Genomic DNA, 23,872 nt, shown 5'->3' with positions numbered 1-23,872 from the left:
GGCCCGGCCACGGGCGGGCCGCCCTCCAGGTCACATCCCGTGCACGGCGGGGACCGTCCCCAGCCGCCCCTTCTGGAAGTCCTCGAAGGCCCGCTGCAGCTCCTCGCGGGTGTTCATGACGAACGGTCCGTAGTGCGCCATCGGCTCGCGGATCGGCTGCCCGCCGAGGAGGACGACCTCCAGGTCCGGCGTATGGGAGTCCTGCTTCTCGTCCGCGCGGACGGTCAGCGAACCGCCGTCGCCGAAGACCGCAGTCTGGCCCAGATGGATCGGACGACGCTCGGCACCAACCGAGCCTTTGCCCGCCAGCACGTACGCCAGCCCGTTGAAGTCTTCCCGCCACGGCAGCGTCACCTCCGCACCCGGCGCCACCGTCGCGTGGATCATCGTGATCGGCGTGTGCGTGATGCCGGGACCGGCATGTCCGTCCAGCCCACCGGCGATGACGCGCAGCAGCGCGCCGCCATCGGGCGTGGTCAGCAGCTGGACGTTGCCGCCGCGGATGTCCTGGTAGCGCGGGGCCATCATCTTGTCCTTGGCCGGCAGGTTCACCCACAGCTGGAGGCCGTGGAAGAGACCGCCGGACATGACCAGCGACTCCGGCGGCGCCTCAATGTGGAGGAGGCCCGAGCCGGCCGTCATCCACTGAGTGTCGCCGTTGGTGATGGTGCCGCCGCCGCCCTGGCTGTCCTGGTGGTCGAAGATGCCGTCGATGATGTAGGTGACCGTCTCGAAGCCGCGGTGCGGGTGCCAGGGCGTGCCCTTGGGCTCGCCCGGCGCGTAGTCCACCTCGCCCATCTGGTCCATCATGATGAACGGGTCGAGGTACTTGTAGTTGATCCCGGCGAAGGCGCGACGCACCGGGAAGCCCTCCCCCTCGAAACCGGTGGGCGCCGTGGTCACGGCGAGCACGGGACGCGGCTGGGCATCGACGGGCGCGGTGACGCGCGGCAGGGTCAGCGGGTTCTCAACAGTCACTGCAGGCATGGGGGAACCTCCTTGTGCGTCCAACTTTAGTTGAAAGCTGAACTTCCTGCCACCCGTAACGGGAAACGCCCGGGAGGAATTCCCCCCGGGCGCTGTCGCCAGGTGCCTGCGGTGCGCGGTCCGCCGTGCGGGCACGCTGCCCGCCGCGTCCGCGGTGCGCGATCAGCCGTACATGCGCCGCATCGCGAAGTCGACCATCTGCTCCACGGCCTTCGCGTCGAAGACCATCCGGTGCTCGCCCTCCATGTCGAGGACGAAGCCGTACCCGGTCGGCAGCAGGTCGATCACCTCCGCGCCCGTGATCACGAAGTACTTCGACTCCTTGCCCGCGTACCGCCGCAGCTCCTTGAGCGAGCTGAACATCGGGATCACGGGCTGCTGGGTGTTGTGCAGCGCCAGGAACCCGGGGTTGTCGCCCCGCGGGCAGTACACCTTCGACGTGGCGAAGATCTGCTGGAAGTCCTCCGCGGACAGCGACCCCGTCGTGAAGGCCCGCACCGCGTCGGCGAGCGACGGGGGTGACGGCTCGGGGTACAGCGGCTGCTCACCGTAGCCCGCACCGGGCATCGGCTGCTGCGGCGGACCGCCGTAGTGCTGCTGAGCGCCAGGGTTCTGGTCGTAGCCGTACATGAGCCCTGAGCCTACTGGGTGAAGCGGGGCGCCATCGATCCCGAGCGCACCCGCCGGTCACGGCTTCCGGGCCCGGACCCGCCGTCGCGTGAGCGCCGCCTCGTCAACTCCCTGGAGCGCGCCCGGCGGGTCGGCTAGGTTGGCGCCCCGTCGTGGGGTCGGACGCACCGTCATGTGCGGGGCGCGTCACAGATGCCCCATAGGGGTTGCTTCTTATTACCGGCGGGTAGCATCATCGTAGCTACTTGCTGGTAGATGTACGAGGAACCCTGCCTCCCCGATCCTTACGGAGCCGTCGCCATGGGGCACTACAAGTCGAATCTCCGCGACATCGAGTTCAACCTCTTCGAGGTCCTCGGGCGCGACAAGCTGTACGGCACCGGCCCGTTCGCGGAGATGGACGTCGAGACCGCCAAGAGCATCCTCGACGAGATCGCCCGCCTCGCGGAGAACGACCTCGCCGAGTCCTTCGAGGACGCCGACCGCAACCCGCCGGTGTTCGACCCCGAGACCAACACCGCGCCGGTCCCCGCGTCCTTCAAGAAGAGCTACCAGGCCTTCATGGACTCGGAGTACTGGCGCCTCGGCCTCCCCGAGGAGATCGGCGGCACCACCTCGCCCCGCTCCCTGATCTGGGCCTACGCCGAGCTGCTGCTGGGCTCCAACCCCGCGATATGGATGTACTCCTCGGGTCCCGCCTTCGCCGGGATCCTCTTCACCGAGGGCAACGAGGCGCAGAAGAAGGTCGCGCAGATCGCCGTCGAGAAGCAGTGGGGCTCCACCATGGTCCTCACCGAGCCGGACGCCGGCTCGGACGTGGGCGCCGGCCGCACCAAGGCCGTGCAGCAGGAGGACGGCTCCTGGCACATCGAGGGCGTGAAGCGCTTCATCACGTCCGGTGAGCACGACATGTCGGAGAACATCTTCCACTACGTGCTGGCCCGCCCCGAGGGCCACGGCCCCGGCACCAAGGGCCTGTCCCTCTTCCTCGTGCCGAAGTTCCACTTCGACTGGGAGACCGGCGAGCTCGGCGAGCGCAACGGCGTCTACGCGACGAACGTCGAGCACAAGATGGGCCTCAAGGCGTCCAACACCTGCGAGATGACCTTCGGCGACCAGCACCCCGCCAAGGGCTGGCTGATCGGCGACAAGCACGACGGCATCCGCCAGATGTTCATGATCATCGAGTTCGCCCGGATGATGGTCGGCACGAAGGCGATCTCCACCCTGTCGACGGGCTACCTGAACGCGCTGGAGTACGCCAAGGAGCGCGTCCAGGGCTCCGACCTGTCGCAGTTCATGGACAAGTCCGCGCCCAAGGTCACCATCACCCACCACCCCGACGTGCGCCGCTCGCTCATGACGCAGAAGGCGTACGCGGAGGGCATGCGCACCCTCGTCCTCTACACCGCCGCGGTGCAGGACGAGATCGCGGTCAAGGAGGCCTCGGGCGAGGACGCCAAGACCCTGCACGGCCTGAACGACCTGCTGCTGCCGATCGTGAAGGGCTACGGCTCCGAGAAGGCGTACGAGCAGCTCGCCCAGTCGCTGCAGACCTTCGGCGGCTCCGGGTACCTGCAGGAGTACCCGATCGAGCAGTACATCCGCGACGCCAAGATCGACACCCTGTACGAGGGCACGACCGCGATCCAGGGCCAGGACTTCTTCTTCCGGAAGATCGTCCGCGACCAGGGCGCCTCGCTGAACCTGCTGGCCGAGGAGATCAAGAAGTTCCTCGCCGTCGGCACCGGCGGCGACGAGCTGGCCGGCGCCCGTGACGCGCTCGCCAAGGCCGCCGTCGACCTGGAGGCGATCGTCGGCCGCATGCTGACCGACCTCACCGCCACCGGCGAGGACGTCAAGAACATCTACAAGGTCGGCCTCAACACCACCCGCCTGCTGATGGCCTCCGGCGACGTCGTCGTCGGCTACCTGCTGCTGCGCGGCGCGGCCGTGGCCACCGAGGCACTGGAGACCGCCTCGGCCAAGGACAAGGCCTTCTACCAGGGCAAGATCGCGGCCGCGAAGTTCTTCGCCGCCGACGTCCTGCCGGGCGTCTCGCTCGCCCGCGAGATCGCCGAGGGCGTCGACAACGAGCTGATGGAGCTGGACGAGGCGGCGTTCTAGAACCACCGCCAGGTCCGCACCCGAGCAGCGCTCGGTCCGGGGGCCCGCTTCCCTTCCTGGGAGCGGGCCCCCGGCCGTCGTTAAGGTGAACACCATGAGCAGCAGCGCACCCTCCCGCGTCGACCGCTTCGACCGCGCACACACCGAGGACCTGATGTCCTTCCTGGCGGCGAGCCCGTCGCCGTACCACGCCGTGGCGAACGCCGCCGAGCGCCTGGAGAAGGCCGGCTTCCGGCAGGTCGCGGAGACCGACGCCTGGGACGGCGGAACCGGCGGCACGTACGTGCTGCGGGGCGGCGCGATCATCGCCTGGTACGTGCCGGAGGGCGCGACGCCGCACACGCCCTTCCGCATCGTCGGCGCACACACGGACTCGCCGAACCTGCGGGTGAAGCCGCAGCCCGACATGGGCGCGCACGGGTGGCGCCAGGTGGCCGTCGAGATCTACGGCGGGCCGCTGCTCAACTCCTGGCTCGACCGCGACCTGGGCCTGGCCGGCCGGCTCTCCCTGCGGGACGGCACGACCCGGCTGGTCAACATCGACCGCCCGCTGCTGCGCGTGCCCCAGCTGGCCATCCACATGGACCGCTCGATCTACGAGAAGGGGCTGCAGCTCGACAAGCAGAAGCACATGCAGCCCATCTGGGGCCTCGGCAACACCGTCGGCGAGCGCGACCTGATCTCCTTCCTGGAGGAGGAGACCGGCCTGACCGCCGGGGACGTCACCGGCTGGGACCTGATGACCCACGCGCTGGAGGCGCCCGCGTTCCTCGGGCGCGACCGCGAACTCGTGGCCGGGCCACGAATGGACAACCTGCTGTCCGTGCACGCGGGAACGGCCGCGCTCGCCGCCGTGTCCCGCCGGGCCGACCTGCCGTACATCCCGGTCCTCGCCGCCTTCGACCACGAGGAGAACGGCTCCCAGGCGGACACCGGCGCCGACGGCCCGCTGCTCGGATCGGTGCTGGAGCGCTCGGTGTTCGCGCGCGGCGGTACGTACGAGGACCGGGCGCGCGCCTTCGCGGGCACGATCTGCCTCTCGTCCGACACCGGGCACGCCGTCCACCCCAACTACGCCGAGCGGCACGACCCGACGCACCACCCCCGCGCGGGCGGCGGCCCCATCCTGAAGGTCAACGTGAACCAGCGGTACGCGACGGACGGCAGCGGCCGGGCCGTGTTCGCCGACGCGTGCGAGCGTGCCGGGGTGGAGTGGCAGACGTTCGTCTCCAACAACGCGATGCCGTGCGGGACGACGATCGGCCCGATCACCGCCGCCCGGCACGGGATCCGGACCGTCGACATCGGCGTGGCCATCCTGTCGATGCACAGCGCCCGCGAACTGTGCGGCGCGAAGGACCCGTATCTGCTGGCCAACGCGCTGGTGGCCTTCCTGGAGGGATGAACCCGCCGTCGGGGCATGGCTGTTCCGGACCGGGGTACCCGAAGAAGCCAACTGCTTTCAGGAGGCGGACATCATGGGCCTGGGAGGCTGCATTCTGCTGATCGGCGCGGGGGCCATTCTCACCTTCGCGACCGACTGGCAGACCGAGAGCGTCAACCTCGACCTGGTCGGACTGATCATGATGGCGGTGGGCGTCATCGGCGTCGCCACCTTCACGAGCATCGCCAAGCGGCGGCGCGCGGTCGTCCCGCCGGTCGCGCCGACGTACGTGGACGAGGGAGGCACGCCCGGACACCGCCCCTGACCACGGCCGACGGCAACATCCGCGAAACCCCCCGCCTGACACCGTGTCCGGCATGGTTCTGCTGGGACAGCAGACGGCTCTCGTACGTCATCGGGGCCCGTCACGCGGGAAGTTGACCGCCACGCTCACCGCGATCGTGGCACTGGCCGGCGCGCTGGCCGCCGTACTCGTCGGGCAGTACAACGACCGTCCGCCCTGGGGCGACGACGTCGCCTACGAGGGCGGATATCTGCTCGCCACACGCATCCGGCAGGCCGACGTGTCGGGGGAGCGGACGAAGGAGCTGCTGAGCGGCGGCTGCGCACGGATGCTGGCCGAGGGATTCGGCGGCCGCAGGGCCACCCACGACCCGGGGTTGTGGGTGGCCGGTTGCCTCGACGGAGCGACGGGACACATATCGGCGAAGCAGGGACTGTTCCACTGACGCCGGCGTCCTCCTGTGCCCGGCAGGCCCGGCACCCGGTCGCCCCGGCACCGCCCGGCAGGCCCGGCACCCGGTCGCCCCGGCACCGCCCGGCAGGCCCGGCACCCGGTCGCCCGAGGCCGAGCACCCACCCGCACCTACCCGTCCATGCCCGCGAGCACCAACGGCAGCCTCGCCGCCCCGCCTTCCGTCACCCGGACCGGAACACCCCAGTCCTGCTGGTGCACATGGCAGGCCGGGTACTCGTTCGCAGGATCGTCGTCGCACGACGCGGCCATCGCCGAGACGTGCAGCACGCCCTCCGTCACCGCCGGGTTCAGCTCCAGCTCGCGGAACAGATCCGTACCCGCGCCCTCACCGCCCGCCAGCAGCTCCGGCGGCGTCGAGGAGACGAGCAGCCGCGTCGAAGGCCCGTAGCGGGTGTCGAGCTTCTGCCCCGCGGGAGCCTGGAAGATCACGTCGAGCCGCAGCGTCCCGGGCGCCACCTCGGTCGCGGCGCGCTGCGTACGGTGCGCGACGGCCTCGACCCGTACCGCCTCCTCGGGCAGCCGCAGCCGGGTCAGCCGGTGCCGGGCCGACTCGACGACGACGATCTCGTCCCCGTCCAGCACGGCGTCGGACGGCTCACGCAGATCCATGGCGAGGGTCGTCACCTGACCCGTCGCCGGGTCGTAACGACGCAGCGCGTGGTTGTACGTGTCGGACACGGCCACCGAGCCGTCCGGCAGCGCGGTCACGCCCAACGGGTGCTGGAGCAGGGCCTGTCCGGCGTCCCCGTCCCGGTGCCCGAAGTCGAAGAGACCCGTGCCGACAGCGCTGTGGACGACGCCTTCGGTGTCGATCCAGCGCAGCGCGGACGTCTCCGAGTCGGCGATCCACAGCCGGTCCTCGGTGGCGGCGAGCCCGGACGGCTGCGCGAACCACGCCTCGGCGGCCGGCCCGTCGACGAGCCCCTCGTTGGTCGTCCCGGCGGCCACCTCGACCGTGCCGCTCTCCGGGTCGTACGTCCACAGCTGGTGGACGCCGGCCATCGCGATCCAGACCTTGCCCTGCCACCAGGCCACGTCCCACGGCGACGACAGATCCACCTCCAGCGCGGGCCCCGACGTCGGCGACCCCTGCCACCACTGCCGCCCGGTCCCGGCGACCCGCTCGATCGCGCCGGTCCCCGGGTCGTACGTACGCAGTGCGTGGTTCACGGTGTCGGCGACGATCACCCGTCCGTCCGGCAGCAGCGCGAGCCCCTGCGGCTCCCGGAACTCCCCGTCACCGATCCGCCGCACGACGCTCTCGCCGTCCGCCGCCAGCTCGACCAACTGGTGCCGGGTCGAGTCCGAGACCAGGAAGTGCCCGGACGGCAGCCGCAGCGCCTTCCCGGGGAAGCGCAGATCCGTCGCGACCGGCTCCGGCGGTACGTACGGCCCGTCCCCGCGCCGCAGCGTCCCCTTCGCCTCGTGCTCGGCCTCCAGCTCCGCCACGAGCCGCCCGATGGCGTGCGCGTGCCCCTCCCCCGCGTGCTGCGCGACGACGTACCCCTCGGGGTCGATCACCACGAGCGTCGGCCAGGCCCGTACCGCGTACTGCTTCCACGTGGCGAGCTCGGGGTCGTCGAGGACGGGGTGGTGCACCTCGTACCGCTCGACGGCGTCGGCGACGGCCTGGTGCTCGGCCTCGTGCACGAACTTCGGCGAGTGGACACCGATGATCACCATCGTGTCGCGGTGCTTCTCCTCCAGCTCACGCAGCTCGTCCAGGACGTGCAGACAATTGATGCAACAAAACGTCCAAAAATCGAGCACGACGATCCGTCCCCGAAGGCCGGCGAGCGTCAGTTCCTTGCCACCCGTGTTCAGCCAGCCACCCTTGCCGATCAGCTCGGGAGCACGGACACGGGCACGGCGGCGGGGCGCGGGGGTGGAATCGTCCATGCTTCAAGCATGCCATCGCCGTGACCGGCCCCGTCATCGAGCGCAAGCGGTACGCCGAGTACGGGGCGCCTGTCCGTCTCCTGGCCGGCCGTGTCGAGCGGCGGAGTCAGTGGCGCGGGGCGTCCAGGCCCAGGCGGCGGTCCTTGAGGGCCGGGAACTGCTCGCGTGTCAGGGACGGCTTCGCCGGGTCGAGGTCGACGGTGAGGATCTCCTCCGCCGCGCCCGCCTCCACGAGGACCTCGCCCCAGGGGTCGACGACGATGCTGTGCCCCGCCTGCTCGACGCCCGCGTGGGTGCCGGCGGTGCCGCAGGCGAGGACGTACGCCTGGTTCTCGACCGCGCGGGCGCGGGCCAGCAGGGTCCAGTGGGCGCGGCGGCGCTCCGGCCAGCCCGCGGGGACGACGAGGACTTCCGCACCGGCGTCGACCAGCCCGCGGAAGAGTTCGGGGAAGCGCAGGTCGTAGCAGGTGGCGAGGCCGAGCGTGGTGCCGGGAAGCCGTACGGTCACCAGGTCCTCGCCGGCGGCCATCATCACCGCCTCGCCCTTGTCGAAGCCGAAGCGGTGGATCTTCCGGTAGACGCTGACGAGGCGTCCGTCGGGGGAGTAGACGAGCGAGGTGTTGTAGAGGCGGCCCTCGTGACCGCGCTCGACGACGGAGCCCGCGTGGAGCCAGACGCCCGCGTCGCTCGCGGCCTTGGCCATGGCGTCGTGCGTGGGGCCGTCCAGCGGTTCGGCCTCCGCCTCGAACGACTCGTACGCGAAGGCTCCGACGGGCCACAGTTCGGGGAGGACGACCAGGTCGGCGCCGCGCTGTTCGCGTACGAGAGCAGCCACTCGCTTCCGACGGGAATCGATGGATTCGTCCCGGTCTACTGCGATCTGGATGAGTGAGGCGCGCACACTACCACCGTCCTGGCATTCGAGCCGTCAACACGGGCCTACGATCGTCACACGAAAGCACTGCCGGGGTGCCCAAGGGCAGCGTACTGTTCTCTCCCGGGGGTCACCCCCAGGACCCCCGGCAGCTGCCCAGCTCCCAGCCCGCGCACAACCGCCGAGGGGTTCCGTGACCGTCCATCCCAGTCTCCAGACCTACGCCGACGCCTGGACCCACTCCATCGAAGCGATATCCGAGCTGGTGCAGCCACTCGCCGAGGGTGAGTGGAACCGCGCAACGCCGTGCCCCGGGTGGTCGGTGCGCGACATCGTGTCGCACGTCATCGGCATGGAGTGCGAGATGCTCGGTGACCCCCGGCCGATCCATACGCTGCCGCGCGATCTCTACCACGTACGCGATGAGTTCTCGCGCTACATGGAGATGCAGGTCGATGTGCGCCGCCACCACACGGCGCCGGAGATGACCTCCGAGCTCGAGTACACGATCATCCGGCGGAACCGGCAGCTGCGGAACGAGAGCCGTACGCCCGACACCAAGGTCCGTGCCCCGCTCGGCGCCGAGCAGACGCTGGAACTGGCCTACCGGATGCGGGCGTTCGACGTCTGGCTGCACGAGCAGGACCTCCGCGTCGCGCTCAACAGGCCGGGCAACCTCGACTCCCCCGGCGCGCTCGTCACCCGTGACAACTTCCTCGCGGTCCTGCCGAAGGTCGTCGCCAAGGACGCGGGCGCGCCCCCCGGTTCGGCCGTCGTCTTCGATGTGCACGGTCCGGTGGAGTTCCTGCGGACGGTCCGGGTGGACGCCGACGGGCGCGGTTCGATAGACGGTGCGCCCTCGTTGGGCCCGGCGGCGACGCTGGCGCTGGACTGGGAGACGTACGTGCGTCTCGCGGCCGGCCGGGTGAGGCCCGCGGCCGTCGCCGACCGGATCAAGGTCGAGGGCGACGCGGACCTGGCGGCGGCGATCCTGGAGTCGTTCACGGTCACGCCGTAACGCGAGGCGGTGTGCGCCGCATGCGACAGTCGCGCGGTGTGCACCGTCTCGGTGGTCACGCGGTGGACAGAGGTCGTTCGGGCGACCGCGTACCTCACGCCGGGACGTGCACCGCCTCCACGCGGCTCGCCACCAGCCGCTCCCGCTCCAGCCGCGCCGTGCGCGAGCGCAGCCGCAGGATCTGGACGACGCCCAGCGCCTCCAGGACGAAGACGCAGGAGAACGCGATCCGGTAGTTGTCGCCTGTCGCGTCCAGCAGCACGCCCACCGCCAGCAGCGTGGTCATGGAGGCGACGAAGCCGCCCATGTTCACGATGCCGGACGCCGTCCCCTGACGCTCCGGCGGATTGGCGGGCCGTGCGAAGTCGAAGCCGATCATCGAGGCCGGGCCGCAGGCGCCGAGGACGGCGCACAGGGTGATCAGCAGCCACATGGGGGCCTGGTCGCCCGGGTACGCCAGGGTGGTGGCCCATACGGTGGCCGTCGCCGCGACCGTGCCGAGGGCGAGCGGCGCCCGCGCGCCATGGTGCCGGGCGATGACCTGCCCGTACACGAGGCCGACCATCATGTTGGAGACCACCACGAGGGTGAGCAGCCCGCCCGCGGTCTCCCGGGACAGCCCCTGGGCCTCGACGAGGAACGGCAGGCCCCACAGCAGCAGGAACACCATGGCCGGGAACTGGGTGGTGAAGTGCACCCACATACCGAGCCGGGTGCCGGGCTCGCGCCAGGAGCGGGCGATCTGCCGGCGGACGTAGGCGGCTCCGGCATGCTCGGCGGGTGCCGGTTCATGGCCCTCGGGGTGGTCCTTGAGGAAGAGCACGAGCAGCACCAGGACGAGGACTCCGGCCCCCGCGCTGCCGGCGAACGTCGCGGTCCAGCCGACGCCGTGCAGCAGCCGGGAGATGAAGATCGTCGACACGAGGTTGCCCGCCATGCCGAAGAGGGCGGCGATCTGGGCGATGAACGGTCCGCGCCGGGCCGGGAACCAGCGTGAGCCGAGCCGCAGCACGCTGATGAAGGTCATCGCGTCGCCGCAGCCGAGCAGTGCACGCGACGCGAGGGCCATGCCGTACGAGGGCGAGAGCGCGAAGCCCAGCTGTCCCGCGGTGAACAGGACGACGCCGAGGGTGAGGACCTTCTTGGTGCCGAGCCGGTCGACCATCAGGCCGACGGGTATCTGCATGCCCGCGTAGACGAGCAACTGGAGTATGGAGAACGTCGAGAGCGCGGAGGCGTTGACGTCGAAGCGGTCGGCGGCGTCGAGCCCGGCGACCCCCAGGGACGTACGGAAGATGACGGCGACGAAGTAGACGGCGACGCCGATGCCCCAGACGAGGAAGGCGCGGCGGCCGCCCGGAGGATCACCGGGCAGGGAGACGGACGCCGAGCTCATCGCTCCTCACCCCGGACCAGCACCTTGACCCAGCTCAGGTGCCGGCGCACACAGGCCGCGGCCCGCTCGGTGTCGCCGTCCCTGATGGCTTCCAGGATCTCGGCGTGCTCCGTGACGTTCTTGGCGATCCGGTCGGGGTGCGAGTGCATCACGGCGACGCCCATCCGCAGCTGGCGGTCGCGCAGCTGGTCGTAGAGGCGGGAGAGGATCTCGTTGCCGGCGTGGCGGACGATCTCCGCGTGGAAGCTGCGGTCGGTGATGGCGACCTCGGCGAGGTCGCCGGACTCGGCGCGCCGCGTCTGCTCCTCCAGCAGCTCCTCCAGGCGCTCGATCAGCCGGGGCGGTGCCGGTACGGCGCGGCGGACGGCGAACTCCTCGACCAGCAGGCGGGTTTCGACGACATCGGCGATCTCCTGCGCGGAGACGGCGAGGACGAGCGCGCCCTTCTTCGGATAGAGCTTGAGGAGCCCTTCCATCTCCAGCTTCAGGAGCGCCTCGCGCACGGGCGTCCGGGAGACGCCGACGGCCTCGGCGAGTTCGCCCTCGGTGAGGAGGGTGCCGCCCTCGTAGCGCCGGTCGAGCACGGCCTGCTTGATGTGGGCGTAGACACGGTCGGCGGCAGGGGGCTGTCTCACGGGAGCGGCGGGCATGCGCACAGCATAGATACAACAGGGGTGCATCAGGAGGTGCCGTCCACCATTCAGGACGCGGCCGGCCCGGCGCCGGCCCGATTGGGCACCGGAAGCGTCGATGGGATATGTACGACACCCGTACAACCATTCACCTCACTCGCGGGTCTGGTGTCGGGACCCTTCTTTCTCAGTGGCCTCAATCGACTCTGAAAGCCATGGCTTTCGACGCATTCGCGATCATTCGGAGCGTTTCCTTTGAATAACAGCCACAAGGGCTTGCGCCGCGCCGCCACCGTCGCTCTCGCGGGTGGTCTGCTGCTGACGGCCTCGCCCCTGGCCGCCCCCGCGCAGGCGGCGACGCCGATCCCGTCCATCACCGCCAAGGGCGGGTTCCTGCTCGACCAGGCGGACGCCAAGCCGATATACGGCAAGGCCAACAACACGCGCCGCCAGATGGCGAGCACGACGAAACTGGTGACGGCCATCACGGTCCTCACCCAGCCCGGCGTGGACCTCAACAAGAAGGTCACCGTCAAGCAGGTGTACCGGGACTACGTCACCAGGAACGGCGCGAGCACCGCGGACCTGCGCACCGGTGACAAGCTGACCGTCCGCCAGCTGCTGTCCGGCCTGATGCTGCCGTCCGGCTGCGACGCCGCGTACGCCCTCGCCGACACCTTCGGCACCGGCACCACGACCGCGGCCCGCACGAAGTCCTTCATCGGCAAGATGAACACGAAGGCCAAGCAGCTCGGCCTGGTCAACACCAAGTTCGACTCGTTCGACGGCATCTCGACGACGGGGAACAACTACACCACCCCGTGGGACCTGGCGAAGCTCGCCCGCCACGCGATGAGCAGCTCCGTCTTCCGCGAGGTCGTCAAGCCGACGTCGTACAAGGCCCCCGCGACGACCAGCACCGGCACCACCCGCACGTACACCTGGTACAACACCAACAAGCTGCTGGGCTCCTACAACGGTGCCATCGGTGTGAAGACCGGCACCGGCACGTCGGCCGGCCCCTGCCTCGTCTTCGCGGCGACCCGCAACGGCAAGACGTACACCGGCGTCATCCTGGCGTCGTCCAGCGGGGACGCGCGCTTCACGGACGCGGCGAAGCTGCTCGACTTCGGCTTCGCCTCCACCACCGCCCGCACGATGGAGCTGCGTTCGCTCCCGGCCGGCGCCCAGCGGGACTGATCACCGCACCTCCTTGCAGACGAAGAGGTCCCGGGACGCGGCGGCGTCCCGGGACCTTTCTCGTGTCCTCGTCCGGCGGTGCGGCAGCCCCTGAGGGGCCGCCGTGTCCGGCCTAGGCCCAGGTGATGAGCCTCTTCGGCTGCTCCAGGATCGCGGCGACATCCGCCAGGACCTTGGAGCCCAGCTCGCCGTCGACCAGTCGGTGGTCGAAGGACAGCGCCAGGGTGGTGACCTGACGGGGCTTGACCTTGCCCTTGTGGACCCACGGCTGGAGCTTGATCGCGCCGACCGCGAGGATCGCCGACTCGCCGGGGTTGAGGATCGGCGTACCGGTGTCGACACCGAAGACGCCGACGTTGGTGATGGTGACCGTGCCGCCCTGCATGGCCGCGGGCGTCGTCTTCCCCTCACGGGCCGTGGCCACCAGCTCGCCGAGGGCCTCGGCCAGCTGCGGCAGGGTCTTGTCGTGCGCGTCCTTGATGTTCGGCACGATCAGACCGCGCGGAGTGGCGGCGGCGATGCCCAGGTTGACGTAGTGCTTGAGCACGATCTCCTGGTTCGCCTCGTCCCAGGCGGCGTTGACCTCCGGGTTGCGCCGGATCGCGACGAGCAGCGCCTTGGCGATGAGCAGCAGGGGGTTCACCCGCAGCCCGGCCATGTCCTTGTCGGACTTCAGCTCCTCGACCAGCCGCATCGTGCGCGTGACGTCGACCGTGACGAACTCGGTGACGTGCGGCGCGGTGAAGGCCGATCCGATCATCGCCTGCGCGGTGGCCTTCCGGACACCCTTGATCGGGATGCGGGTCTCGCGGGCGCCGGCCACCGGGGCGGGCGCCGCCACCGGCGCCGCCGCCACGGGCTCGGGAGCCTGGACGGGAGCGGGGACCGCGGCCGGAGCCACCGCCGCGTGGACGTCCTCGCGGGTGATGATCCCGTCGGGGCCGCTGGGCACGACCATGGCGAGGTCCACGCCGAGGTCCTTGGCCAGCTTGCGGACCGGCGGCTTGGCGAGCGGCCGTGCGGTGGGAGCCGCGGGGGCCTCGGGCGCCGCGGTCCCGTGTCCGTTCAGCTCGGCCTGTACGGCGGCCTGGACCTGCGCGGCCTGAGCCTGCTCCGGCACCGAGGTGCCCTTGCGGGGACGGCGCTTGGTGGAGGACTCGGCCACGCCGTAGCCGACGAGCACGGGCTGGCGGCCCGCGGGCTTGGCCTCGGCCTCCGGCTCGGCGGCGGCGAGCGTGGGCTCGGTCGCCGCCGGCGGCGGCTCCTCGCCCGGTCCCGGCGCCACGTCGACGGCGATGATCGCGGTGCCGACGTCCACCGTCGTGCCCTCGTCGAAGCGCAGCTCGTGCACGACGCCGTCGTACGGAATCGGCAGCTCCACCGCCGCCTTCGCCGTCTCGACCTCGCACACGACCTGTCCGTCGGTCACGGTGTCGCCGGGCTGGACGTACCACTTGAGGATTTCGGCCTCGGTGAGACCCTCGCCCACGTCGGGCATCTTGAACTCACGGATCACAGCAGTTCTCCTCAGTACGCCAGCGAGCGGTCGACGGCGTCGAGCACCCGGTCAAGTCCCGGAAGGTACTCCTCCTCCAGCCGCGCCGGCGGGTACGGGGCGTGGAAGCCGCCGACCCTCAGCACCGGCGCCTCGAGGTGGTAGAAGCACCGCTCCGTGATGCGGGCGGCGATCTCCGCTCCGGAGCCGTAGAAGACGGGGGCCTCGTGGACGACGACGAGCCGGCGGGTCTTCTCCACCGACCGCTGGACGGCGTCGAAGTCGATCGGGGACATCGAGCGCAGGTCCAGGACCTCGACCGACTTGCCCTCCTCCTGGGCGGCCGCGGCGGCCTCCAGGCAGACCTTCACCATCGGCCCGTAGGCGGCGAGCGTGAGGTCCGTGCCGGTGCGGGCGACGCGGGCGGCGTGCAGCGGGTCCGGGATGGACTCGATGTCGACCTCGCCCTTGTCCCAGTAGCGGCGCTTCGGCTCGAAGAAGATCACCGGGTCGTCGCTCTGGATGGCCTGCTGCAGCATCCAGTAGCCGTCGGACGCGTTCGACGGGGAGACAACCTTGAGGCCCGCGACGTGCGCGAAGAGGGCCTCGGGCGACTCGGAGTGGTGCTCGACCGCGCCGATGCCGCCGCCGTACGGGATACGGACGACGACGGGCAGCTTGATCTTGCCGAGCGCACGGGCGTGCATCTTGGCGAGCTGCGTGACGATCTGGTCGTACGCGGGGAAGACGAAACCGTCGAACTGGATCTCGACGACCGGGCGGTAGCCGCGCAGCGCGAGACCGATCGCGGTGCCGACGATGCCGGACTCGGCGAGCGGGGTGTCGATGACCCGCTCCTCGCCGAAGTCCTTCTGGAGCCCGTCGGTGATGCGGAAGACCCCACCGAGCTTGCCGACGTCCTCACCCATGATGAGGACCTTGGGGTCGGTGTCGAGGGCCTTGCGCAGCGACTCGTTGAGCGCCTTGGCGAGCGACATCTTCTCTACGGCCATGGCTTACTTGCCCTCCTCGGAAGCGTCGGCGAACGACGCCTGGTACGCGGCGAACTGCGCGCGCTCCTCGTCGACGAGGGCGTGCCCGTCGGCGTAGACGTTGTCGAAGATCGCCATGTGGTCCGGGTCGGGCATGGCACGGACGGCCTCGCGGACGCGCTTCGCGAGCACGTCGCTCTCCTTGTCGAGCTCCGTGAAGAACGCCTCGTCGGCGAGGCCCTGGTTCTCCAGGTACGTGCGCAGACGCAGGATCGGGTCCTTGGCCTCCCAGGCCTGCCGCTCGTCGTCGTGCCGGTACTTGGTGGGGTCGTCGGAGGTGGTGTGGGCACCCATCCGGTACGTGAAGGCCTCGACCAGGGTCGGGCCCTCGCCGCGGCGGGCGCGCTCCAGCGCGGAGCGGGTCACGGCGAGGCAGGCGAGCACGTCGTTGCCGTCGACCCGGACGCCGGGGAAGCCGAAGCCCTGGGCGCGCTGGTAGAGCGGCACCCGGGTCTGGCGCTCGGTGGGCTCGGAGATCGCCCACTGGTTGTTCTGGCAGAAGAACACGACCGGGGCGTTGTAGACCGCGGAGAAGGTGAAGGACTCGGCGACGTCTCCCTGGCTGGAGGCACCGTCACCGAAGTACGCGATGACCGCGGAGTCGGCGCCGTCCTTGGCCACGCCCATCGCGTAGCCGGTCGCGTGCAGCGTCTGCGAACCGATCACGATGGTGTACAGGTGGAAGTTGTTGCTGTTGGGGTCCCAGCCGCCGTGGTTCACGCCACGGAACATGCCCAGCAGGTTCGTCGGGTCGACCCCGCGGCACCAGGCGACGCCGTGCTCGCGGTACGTCGGGAAGACGTAGTCGTCGTCGCGCAGCGCGCGGCCGGAGCCGATCTGGGCGGCCTCCTGGCCGAGCAGCGAGGCCCACAGGCCCAGCTCGCCCTGCCGCTGGAGAGCGGTGGCCTCGGCGTCGAAACGACGGGTGAGGACCATGTCCCGGTAGAGCCCGCGGAGCTCTTCGGGGCTGAGGTCGATGTCGTAGTCCGGGTGCTCGACCCGCTCACCCTCCGGCGTCAGCAGCTGTACGAGCTGGGGCTCGGAACTGGCTGGCTTCTTCGCTGCGCTGACGCGCTTACTGCTGCGGCGCGGTTTGCGCGCGGCAGTGCTCTCCACGGTCACGTGCGTGCTCCTCCGTCTGTCCGGCCCCCGGGGTCCGCCGGGGTCCAGTGCGGCTCGCCTGTATCCGTACGGTGCACGGGGTGGGTGCGGCTCGGCCGGGAACAGGCGTGACAGGTGCCCCGGCGAGCGGCCTGCCAAAGGCACGTTACCCAGTGGGGAGCATTACTGCGAAACCCCATTTGACCTGCGATTTTGCTTGGATTTCCAAGTAAATCGAGAAATTCGGGAACAACCACTGGTCACAGCCCTGCAGGCTGCCGGAACACCGGCACGTTATCCCGGGCACCCCGGGCATTGGAAGAGTGAGTATGTGAGACTTACCCCGTGCACGAAGAACGAAAAATCACGGTATTTCTGGTTGACGACCACGAGGTCGTTCGGCGTGGCGTGTACGAGCTGCTCTCCGTGGAGGACGACATCGAGGTCGTCGGCGAGGCCGGTACGGCCGCCGACGCGCTGGTCAGGATCCCCGCGGCCCGCCCCGATGTGGCGGTGCTCGACGTACGCCTCCCGGACGGCAGCGGGGTCGAGGTCTGCCGTGAGGTGCGGTCCAACAACGAGGACGTCAAATGTCTGATGCTCACCTCGTACGCGGATGACGAGGCACTCTTCGACGCGATCATGGCAGGCGCCTCGGGCTACGTCCTGAAGGCGATCCGCGGCTCCGAGCTGCTGTCGGCGGTACGGGACGTGGCGGCGGGCAAGTCACTGCTCGACCCGGTCGCCACCGCGCGCGTCCTGGAGCGGCTGCGCGACGGGAACAACCCGAAGAGCGACGACAAGCTGGCGCGGCTCACCGAGCAGGAGCGCAAGATCCTCGACCTGATCGGCGAGGGCCTCACCAACCGCGTCATCGGCGAGCGGCTGCACCTGGCCGAGAAGACCATCAAGAACTACGTCTCCAGCCTGCTCTCCAAGCTGGGGATGGAGCGGCGCTCGCAGGCCGCCGCGTACGTGGCGAGGATGCAGGCCGAGCGGCACTGAGGGCGCACACGACGCATGCGAGGGACCAACGGCCCGCACAAGGGACCAACGGCCCGCGGGGAGGGGGCGAGCGGCTCTGTTCCTGCCGCGGGCGGGCGGCGGACAGTGGATCCATGTCGCCCGAGGATCCCTGCTCCCACGAGGAACGCCGCGCCGTCGAGCTGCTCACCCGGGTCCCGTACGGCCGACTGGCGACCAGCATGCGCGCGATCCTGACGGTGGCACCCGCACGCCATGTCGTCTCGGACGGCTGCGTCCTGCTGCGACTGCACGGTGGCCCCGGCTACCACCAGGCGTGCGCCGGGAGCGTGGTGGCGTACGGGGCGGACAACTTCAACTCCGGCGCGGCGGTCCCCTGGTCGGTCCAGTTCACCGGCACCGCGGAACTCATCCAGCCGACCGACGCCCAGATCGAGAGCTTCGGCCCCACCCCGCACCATGTGGACGGGGAGCCCTTCGAACCGGTCTATATGCGCATCAGGCCCCAGTTCGTCACGGTGCACACCCTCGACTATTTCGAGGAGCGACATCATCGACACGCTGGGTGATCTAACATCTGGCGAGTGCCGCGCTCATCTGCTATTGCCCCACCCCCGCTCGGTCCGCTGCTGCGCCGGTACGAGGACGCCGGGGAACCCCTCTCCTGCGAACCCGTCACCCAGGGCCTCCTGAACCGCGGCTACCGGCTCGCCACCACCCGCGGCGACTACTTCCTCAAGCACCATCTGGACGCGCCGACCGCCGACCGCGAGACCATCGTCCGCCAGCACCGCGCCACCCAGCGGCTCCAGTCCCTCGGCGTCCCCGTCGCCCCGCCCGTCGAGGACACGACCGGCGACACCGTCGCCGTCATCGGCGGCCGCTGCTACGCCCTGCATCCCTGGGTGGACGGCCGGCACCGCGACGGCGCCCAGCTGACCACCGCCGAGTCCCGCCGGCTCGGCGCGCTGCTCGGCCTGGTGCACACCGGCCTGGAGCAGGTCATGGGCAGGGAGGCGGAGCGCGGCGGGACGGCCCGTCCGTACGAGAGCGCCGACCCCGACGAGACCTTCGCGCTCATCGACGAACTGCTGGACCTCGCCCGCGGCCGGCGCCCCCGGGACGGCTTCGACGCCCTCGCCGAGCACCGGCTGCTGGAGCGCCGGGCCCTGCTGGAACGCCATGCGCACCGCCGTCCGCCGCCCGCCGAGGCCGGCGGCTGGGTGCACGGCGACTTCCACCCGCTGAACGTGCTCTACCGCGGCGACGACCGGGGCGCGGAGCCGGCCGCGATCGTCGACTGGGACCGGCTGGGGGTGCAGCCCCGCGCCGAGGAGGCGGTACGGGCCGCGGCGATCTTCTTCGTCCAGCCCGCCGGGGAGCTGGAGCTGGCGAAGGTGCGGGCCTACGCGCGCGCCTACCGTCGGGCGGCGGGGGCGGACTGCGCGGAGCTGGCGGCCGCGGTGCAACGGGTGTGGTGGGAGCGGCTCAACGACTTCTGGATACTGCGCTGGCGCTACCAGCTGCACGACCGCAGGGCCGACCCGCAGTTTCCTGCGGTGTCGGCCCTGGCGGTGTGGTGGACGCGCGAGTACGAGGCGGTGTGCGAGGCGTTCGCGGGGTGAGCGGGGGCGGAATCCGTCGCTACGGGGTGGTGCCGCCGGCGTCCTGGCCGACGGTCGCGCCCGAGTCCTGGCCGGTCGTCGTACCGGCGTCCTGGCCCGTGGTCGTACCGGCGTCCTGACCCGTCGTCGTACCCGCGTCCTGACCCGTCGTCGTACCCGCGTCCTGGCCGGTCGTCGTGCCCGCGTCCTGGCCCGTCGTCGTGCCCTCGTCGGTGTTGCCCTCCGTCGTACCCTCGCTCGTCCCGTCCGTCGTCGACGGCGGATCCGTCGGACCGTCCGTCGGGTCGTCCGACGGCGCCGACGGCGAGTTGTTCCCCGGGTCGTCCGACGGCGTCCAGGGATCCTGGTTACCGCCCGACGACGAGTCCGGCTCCTCGCTCTGGTCGCTCTCCTCGCTCTGCGACGGCGTCGACGGCGAATCGTCCGGCGAGGACGGGGTGTTGGAGATGCCGGGGTCGTCCTTCTCCTTCGTCCCGGTGTTGTTCGCCCGGTCCACGGCGAAGGCCACACCCGCGACGATCGCGATCACGGCGAGCGCGACGAAGAGCCACACCTTGCCGCGGCCACCGCCGCCCTTGGCCCCGCCGTGCCCGACGGTGTACGCCCCGTCGTTCGGATTGGGTGGCGGCAGGATCGGGCCCTGCGAGGTCTCGCCGTGCTGCGGGTGCCCCATGACCGTCGTCGAGGTCATTCCGTGGGTCGGGGTGTGGCCGCCCTCGTGCATCTCGACCGGGCCGGTGTTCCACGTACCGGTGTGGCTGCCCGCCTGCTGGAGCATCTGCAGCCCGTACTGCACCAGCCCGCGCATCTCCTCGGCGCTCTGGAACCGGTCGTCCGGGTCCTTGGCGAGCGCGCGCATCGCCAGCCCGTCCAGCTCCGGAGGGGCCACGTCCGAGGCCTCGGACGGCGGCACCGGCATGTCCTGGACGTGCTGGTAGACGACCGACAACGGTGTCTCGCCGGTGAACGGCGGACGCAGCGCCAGCAGTTCGTACAGCAGGCAGCCGGTGGCGTACAGGTCGGAGCGGTGGTCGACGGCCTTGCCGAGCGCCTGCTCGGGGGAGAGGTACTGCGGCGTGCCCATGACCATGCCGGTCTGCGTCATCGTCGACTGCGCGCCGTGCAGGGCGCGCGCGATGCCGAAGTCCATCACCTTCACGGCACCGCCGTTGGTGATGATGACGTTCGCGGGCTTGATGTCGCGGTGCACGATGCCGTGCTGGTGCGAGTACGCGAGGGCTTCCAGCACCCCGGAGACGATGATGAGCGCCTGCTCGGGCGGCGGGGCCTCGGCACTGATGAGCAGATCACGGATGGTGCGGCCCTCGACCAGCTCCATCACGATGTACGGCACGGACTGGCCGTTCACGACGTCCTCGCCGGAGTCGTACACGGCCACGATGGCGTGGTGGTTGAGGCCGGCGACCGACTGGGCCTCGCGCGTGAAGCGCGCCTTGGAGACGGGGTCCTCGGCGAGATCGGCGCGGAGCAGCTTCACGGCCACGGTGCGCCCGAGCCGTACGTCCTCCGCCGCGAACACCTCGGCCATGCCGCCGCGGCCGAGGCGGTGGGTCAGCCGGTAGCGACCGTCACCGACGAGCCCGCCGACGCCCCAGGAGTCCGCAGCATCCGATACTCCGCCGCCACTTGCTTCGGGTTCGGGTGCCATCAGTCCTCGCCGTCGTGTCTTGCCGCGCCGCGCGCTGGGCACGGGCGGCGTCTCTCGGGTGGTTCGCCACGTCACGCTACAGGCTTCTTGTGACGGGCCGGTTCGAGATGGACCGGCCATCAAACCCGCTGCCGATCCGCGGGCGCACATTCCGTACGGTTCCTGTAACGCTTGCGGGACCGTTCTTGTGCGTACGGTCACGGAACGGGCACCCGGCTTGACGTGTCACTGCCCTCGGGCAGACTTGGGCCGTAATCGGGATCACTGCGGTCACCGCTCGACGGTGCGCGCCGCCTAGGGGGAAGCACAGTCATGAGCCAGGACGGCGCACACAGCGGTCGCTACGCGGGCGGTTCCGTGGCGGGCGGCCGGTACCAGCTTCGCGACCTGCTCGGCGAAGGCGGTATGGCGTCGGTGTATCTGGCGTACGACAGTGCGCTGGACCGCCAGGTCGCCATCAAGACCCTGCACACGGAGCTCGGTCGCGAGCAGTCGTTCCGTGAGCGCTTCCGGCGCGAGGCCCAGGCCGTCGCCAAGCTGTCCCACACCAACATCGTGTCGGTCTTCGACACCGGCGAGGACGCGGTGGCGTTCGCCGGCTCCGCCGGTGACGGCGGCGTCATGCCGTACATCGTCATGGAGTACGTGGAGGGCAAGCCGCTCGGCTCGGTGCTCCAGGAGGACATCCGGCAGTACGGCGCGATGCCGGCCGACAAGGCGCTGAAGGTGACCGCCGACGTGCTGGCGGCGCTGGAGACCAGCCATGAAATGGGCCTGGTCCACCGGGACATCAAGCCCGGCAACGTGATGATGACGAAGCGCGGCGTCGTCAAGGTCATGGACTTCGGTATCGCGCGCGCCATGCAGTCGGGCGTGACGTCGATGACGCAGACCGGCATGGTCGTCGGCACTCCGCAGTATCTGTCGCCCGAGCAGGCGCTGGGGCGCGGCGTCGACGCCCGCTCCGACCTGTACTCGGTCGGCGTCATGCTCTTCCAGCTGCTGACGGGCCGGCTGCCGTTCGACGCGGACTCCCCGCTGGCCATCGCGTACGCGCACGTCCAGGAGGAGCCGGTCGCCCCGTCCTCCTTCAACCGCTCGGTGAGCCCGGCGATGGACGCCCTGGTCGCGCGGGCGCTGAAGAAGAACCCGAACGAGCGCTTCCCGAGCGCGGCCGCCATGCGGGACGAGTGCCTGCGGGTCGCGAGCGCGGGCCAGACGCACGCACCGGTGATCGTTCAGGGTGCGCCGACGACGAACAGCGGTGCGGGTGTCGGTTCCGCGGTGTTCCCGCCGGTGGACCGGTCGGCCCCGGTCCCGCCGCCGCACAGTGTGCAGCAGCCGTACCAGCCGGGTCCGTACGGCCCGCCCACCCCGGCCCCCGGCCCCGTCCCGGGGCCGTCGACGCCCGCCCCGAGCTACGGCTACCCGCAGCAGAGCCCCGCCCCGGCCTACCAGACCCCGGCCCCGGCGCCCGCTCCGTACAACCTCTCGCCGCAGCACGGCCCCTCCGCGTCGGCGGGCGGCGGCAGGCGGAACATGCCGGTGATCGTCGGCTCGATCGCCGTGGCGCTGCTGGCGATCGGCGGACTGATCGTGGCCCTGTCGCTGAACGGCGGCGACGGCGACGGCGGTGGCGGTGGCGGCGACAACCCGTCCCCGACCGACTCGGCGGTGGCGGGCCACAAGGGCCCCGACCTGGGCAAGACCATCGACAAGGAAGAGTGCACCGCTCCGGACGAGGGCAGCGACCCGGAGAAGTTCGAGGTGCCCGACTTCACGTACAAGAACGTCACCTCGGTGAAGGACTGCATCCAGGCAGCGGGCTGGAAGGTCACGGCCGAGACTCCCGTGAACGAGGCGGTCTACGGCGAGGGCACGATCCTCACGCAGTACCCGCGGGCGGGCACGGAGATCACGGAGGACGACGCCGAGTTCACCCTGGAAGTCTCCACCGGCGACCCGGCCGACTCCCAGTAACCCTCCTCGGCCGACGCTCCGACCCTCCTCGGCCGACGCTCCTCCTCTTTCACCGCCTCGATCCCCATCGGGGCGGTTTAGTCCGGGATGCCGGAATTGCCCGGCCATGTGACGCTGAGTTGGATATCTCGGCGACCTGGCTCGGGAGGGGGTCACCCCGTGACTCCGATGCTTCGCACGCACTGTGCGATGACCATCGCGGCACTTGTGCTGGCCGTGCCGGTATCGGCGTACGCGTACGCGGACGCACCCCGGACGACCTACGCGGAGGATGCGCGGGCGGACGGCGAGGGGTCGCGGGCGGATAGCGAGGGGTCGCGGGGGAACGCCGACGGTTCATGGGGCGACGGGCGCCACGACGGGGGTTCCCGGTGGCGCGACGGCGACGGCCTGCGGACGCACGACTTCCGGCGCCAAGGGATCGGCGGGCCGATGTCCCCGCGCGTCGGCGGTGCCGCCGGACCCGGCCAGGGTGACGAGGCGAACGACGGCACGCGCCCGCACGCGGACCTGCGGCGCGCGGAGAAGCCCGGCCGCGCACCGAGCGGGAAAGCCTCCGCTTCCCCCACGTCGTCACTCGCGGGACGACAGGCCGGCGAAGGCCGCGACCGCCCCGGCCGTACCGTCGCGCCGTCCCCCAGCACGACGACGTCGCCCGATCGGCGGCACGACGACGACCAGGATGACGCGGACGACCCCGGCGACGAGTCGACGCGAGAGGAAGAGGGAGAGGGAGAGGAGGAGGCCCGGGAAGAGGCGCAGGAGGAACGGGGCGACGAGGAGGCCGCACCCACGTCGACCGCGCCACCGAGCCGGTCACCCGCCTCCCCCGCGGCGGTGGGCCAGGGACGCCCGCACACCGCGGCCCCGCCGCTCGAACGCCAGGTCCCCGTGCTGACGCTGGGTGCCGGCTGCGCCCTGATGGGCCTGGGGCTCGGGTACATGGGGCTGCGGCTGCGCCGCGGCTGATTACGTCACGGACGAGGCCGCCCGCACCCCGCCGGAGCACCGCCTGCCGTCCCTCTCGAGCCGGGCCATCCT

21 protein-coding genes are annotated in these 23,872 nt (G+C 70.8%); 11 read left to right on the top strand and 10 right to left on the bottom strand.

The features are described 5' to 3' along the window. Positions 1-30: 30 nt before the first annotated feature. Together OG766_RS18210 and OG766_RS18205 are read right to left on the bottom strand one after the other, a co-directional pair. Positions 31-987: a pirin family protein gene (locus OG766_RS18210; protein WP_266380548.1), complete on the bottom strand. Its 957-nt coding sequence runs from the start codon at positions 985-987 to the stop codon at positions 31-33. Positions 988-1,149: 162 nt separating this feature from the next. Continuing rightward, positions 1,150-1,617, bottom strand: coding sequence for an SseB family protein (locus tag OG766_RS18205; protein ID WP_266380545.1), 468 nt, complete (start codon positions 1,615-1,617; stop codon positions 1,150-1,152). Positions 1,618-1,917: 300 nt separating this feature from the next. Here OG766_RS18205 and OG766_RS18200 point away from each other — a divergent pair, with 300 nt between their 5' ends. The 4 genes from OG766_RS18200 to OG766_RS18185 all read left to right on the top strand — a co-directional run bounded on the left by OG766_RS18200 (position 1,918) and on the right by OG766_RS18185 (position 5,877). Beyond that, positions 1,918-3,744, top strand: a complete 1,827-nt coding sequence (locus OG766_RS18200) for an acyl-CoA dehydrogenase (protein WP_328727495.1) — start codon at positions 1,918-1,920, stop codon at positions 3,742-3,744. Positions 3,745-3,838: 94 nt separating this feature from the next. Further along, positions 3,839-5,149, top strand: coding sequence for a M18 family aminopeptidase (locus OG766_RS18195; RefSeq protein ID WP_266380534.1), 1,311 nt, complete (start codon positions 3,839-3,841; stop codon positions 5,147-5,149). Positions 5,150-5,222: 73 nt separating this feature from the next. Further along, positions 5,223-5,453, top strand: a complete 231-nt coding sequence (locus tag OG766_RS18190) for a hypothetical protein (protein WP_266380531.1) — start codon at positions 5,223-5,225, stop codon at positions 5,451-5,453. A 52-nt stretch (positions 5,454-5,505) separates the two neighbouring features. Beyond that, positions 5,506-5,877, top strand: coding sequence for a hypothetical protein (locus OG766_RS18185; RefSeq protein WP_266380528.1), 372 nt, complete (start codon positions 5,506-5,508; stop codon positions 5,875-5,877). 137 nt (positions 5,878-6,014) lie between these two features. On the opposite strand, the gene OG766_RS18180 is transcribed toward OG766_RS18185, so the two are convergent. Next, positions 6,015-7,805, bottom strand: a complete 1,791-nt coding sequence (locus OG766_RS18180; protein ID WP_266380525.1) for an NHL domain-containing thioredoxin family protein — start codon at positions 7,803-7,805, stop codon at positions 6,015-6,017. Between the two features lie 106 nt (positions 7,806-7,911). Further along, positions 7,912-8,706 (bottom strand): carbon-nitrogen family hydrolase, encoded by a 795-nt coding sequence (locus OG766_RS18175; protein ID WP_328725773.1) that lies wholly within the window; start codon positions 8,704-8,706, stop codon positions 7,912-7,914. Positions 8,707-8,872: 166 nt separating this feature from the next. Here OG766_RS18175 and OG766_RS18170 point away from each other — a divergent pair, with 166 nt between their 5' ends. Beyond that, on the top strand, positions 8,873-9,697 hold the full coding sequence (locus OG766_RS18170; protein ID WP_266380519.1) for a maleylpyruvate isomerase family mycothiol-dependent enzyme: 825 nt from the start codon (positions 8,873-8,875) through the stop codon (positions 9,695-9,697). Between the two features lie 94 nt (positions 9,698-9,791). Here OG766_RS18170 and OG766_RS18165 read toward each other — a convergent pair whose 3' ends face one another. Then, positions 9,792-11,093 carry an MFS transporter gene (locus OG766_RS18165; RefSeq protein WP_328725772.1) on the bottom strand — a complete coding sequence of 434 codons (1,302 nt, stop codon included), beginning with the start codon at positions 11,091-11,093 and terminating at the stop codon, positions 9,792-9,794. Then, on the bottom strand, positions 11,090-11,743 hold the full coding sequence (locus tag OG766_RS18160) for a GntR family transcriptional regulator (protein WP_266380514.1): 654 nt from the start codon (positions 11,741-11,743) through the stop codon (positions 11,090-11,092). Before OG766_RS18160 ends, OG766_RS18165 begins: the two co-directional genes overlap by 4 nt. Before the next feature lie 258 nt (positions 11,744-12,001). Here OG766_RS18160 and OG766_RS18155 point away from each other — a divergent pair, with 258 nt between their 5' ends. After that, positions 12,002-12,925: a D-alanyl-D-alanine carboxypeptidase family protein gene (locus OG766_RS18155; protein WP_328727494.1), complete on the top strand. Its 924-nt coding sequence runs from the start codon at positions 12,002-12,004 to the stop codon at positions 12,923-12,925. A 112-nt stretch (positions 12,926-13,037) separates the two neighbouring features. On the opposite strand, the gene OG766_RS18150 is transcribed toward OG766_RS18155, so the two are convergent. The 3 genes from OG766_RS18150 to pdhA are packed head-to-tail and all read right to left on the bottom strand — an operon-like array spanning position 13,038 to position 16,594. Further along, positions 13,038-14,423 (bottom strand): dihydrolipoamide acetyltransferase family protein, encoded by a 1,386-nt coding sequence (locus OG766_RS18150; protein WP_328727493.1) that lies wholly within the window; start codon positions 14,421-14,423, stop codon positions 13,038-13,040. Between the two features lie 29 nt (positions 14,424-14,452). Further along, on the bottom strand, positions 14,453-15,433 hold the full coding sequence (locus OG766_RS18145) for an alpha-ketoacid dehydrogenase subunit beta (RefSeq protein ID WP_266380511.1): 981 nt from the start codon (positions 15,431-15,433) through the stop codon (positions 14,453-14,455). A gap of 3 nt (positions 15,434-15,436) precedes the next feature. Next, positions 15,437-16,594, bottom strand: coding sequence for a pyruvate dehydrogenase (acetyl-transferring) E1 component subunit alpha (gene pdhA, locus OG766_RS18140; protein ID WP_266380508.1), 1,158 nt, complete (start codon positions 16,592-16,594; stop codon positions 15,437-15,439). Positions 16,595-16,918: 324 nt separating this feature from the next. On the opposite strand from pdhA, the gene OG766_RS18135 reads away from it, so the two are divergent. The 3 genes from OG766_RS18135 (at position 16,919) to OG766_RS18125 (ending at position 19,182) form a co-directional block, all read left to right on the top strand. Next, complete coding sequence (locus tag OG766_RS18135; RefSeq protein WP_328725771.1) at positions 16,919-17,578, top strand: response regulator transcription factor; 660 nt, start codon at positions 16,919-16,921, stop codon at positions 17,576-17,578. 113 nt (positions 17,579-17,691) lie between these two features. After that, on the top strand, positions 17,692-18,126 hold the full coding sequence (locus tag OG766_RS18130) for a pyridoxamine 5'-phosphate oxidase family protein (protein ID WP_266380503.1): 435 nt from the start codon (positions 17,692-17,694) through the stop codon (positions 18,124-18,126). Between the two features lie 15 nt (positions 18,127-18,141). Beyond that, the gene (locus tag OG766_RS18125; RefSeq protein ID WP_266380501.1) at positions 18,142-19,182 is read left to right on the top strand and encodes a phosphotransferase; all 1,041 of its coding nucleotides are present in this window, start codon (positions 18,142-18,144) and stop codon (positions 19,180-19,182) included. Between the two features lie 19 nt (positions 19,183-19,201). Here OG766_RS18125 and OG766_RS18120 read toward each other — a convergent pair whose 3' ends face one another. Beyond that, positions 19,202-20,851 carry a protein kinase domain-containing protein gene (locus tag OG766_RS18120; RefSeq protein WP_266380498.1) on the bottom strand — a complete coding sequence of 550 codons (1,650 nt, stop codon included), beginning with the start codon at positions 20,849-20,851 and terminating at the stop codon, positions 19,202-19,204. Between the two features lie 312 nt (positions 20,852-21,163). Between OG766_RS18120 and OG766_RS18115 the strand changes: the two genes are divergently transcribed. After that, positions 21,164-22,831 carry a protein kinase domain-containing protein gene (locus OG766_RS18115; RefSeq protein ID WP_328725770.1) on the top strand — a complete coding sequence of 556 codons (1,668 nt, stop codon included), beginning with the start codon at positions 21,164-21,166 and terminating at the stop codon, positions 22,829-22,831. A gap of 189 nt (positions 22,832-23,020) precedes the next feature. Continuing rightward, positions 23,021-23,800, top strand: a complete 780-nt coding sequence (locus OG766_RS18110; RefSeq protein ID WP_328725769.1) for a hypothetical protein — start codon at positions 23,021-23,023, stop codon at positions 23,798-23,800. Positions 23,801-23,872 lie beyond the last annotated feature (72 nt).

The sequence above is a fragment of the Streptomyces sp. NBC_00259 genome, from assembly GCF_036181745.1.
GTDB classification, from domain to species: domain Bacteria; phylum Actinomycetota; class Actinomycetes; order Streptomycetales; family Streptomycetaceae; genus Streptomyces; species Streptomyces pratisoli.
The sequence above is the reverse complement of the archived record's forward strand: the minus strand, read 5'-3'. Positions and strand labels throughout refer to the sequence as shown.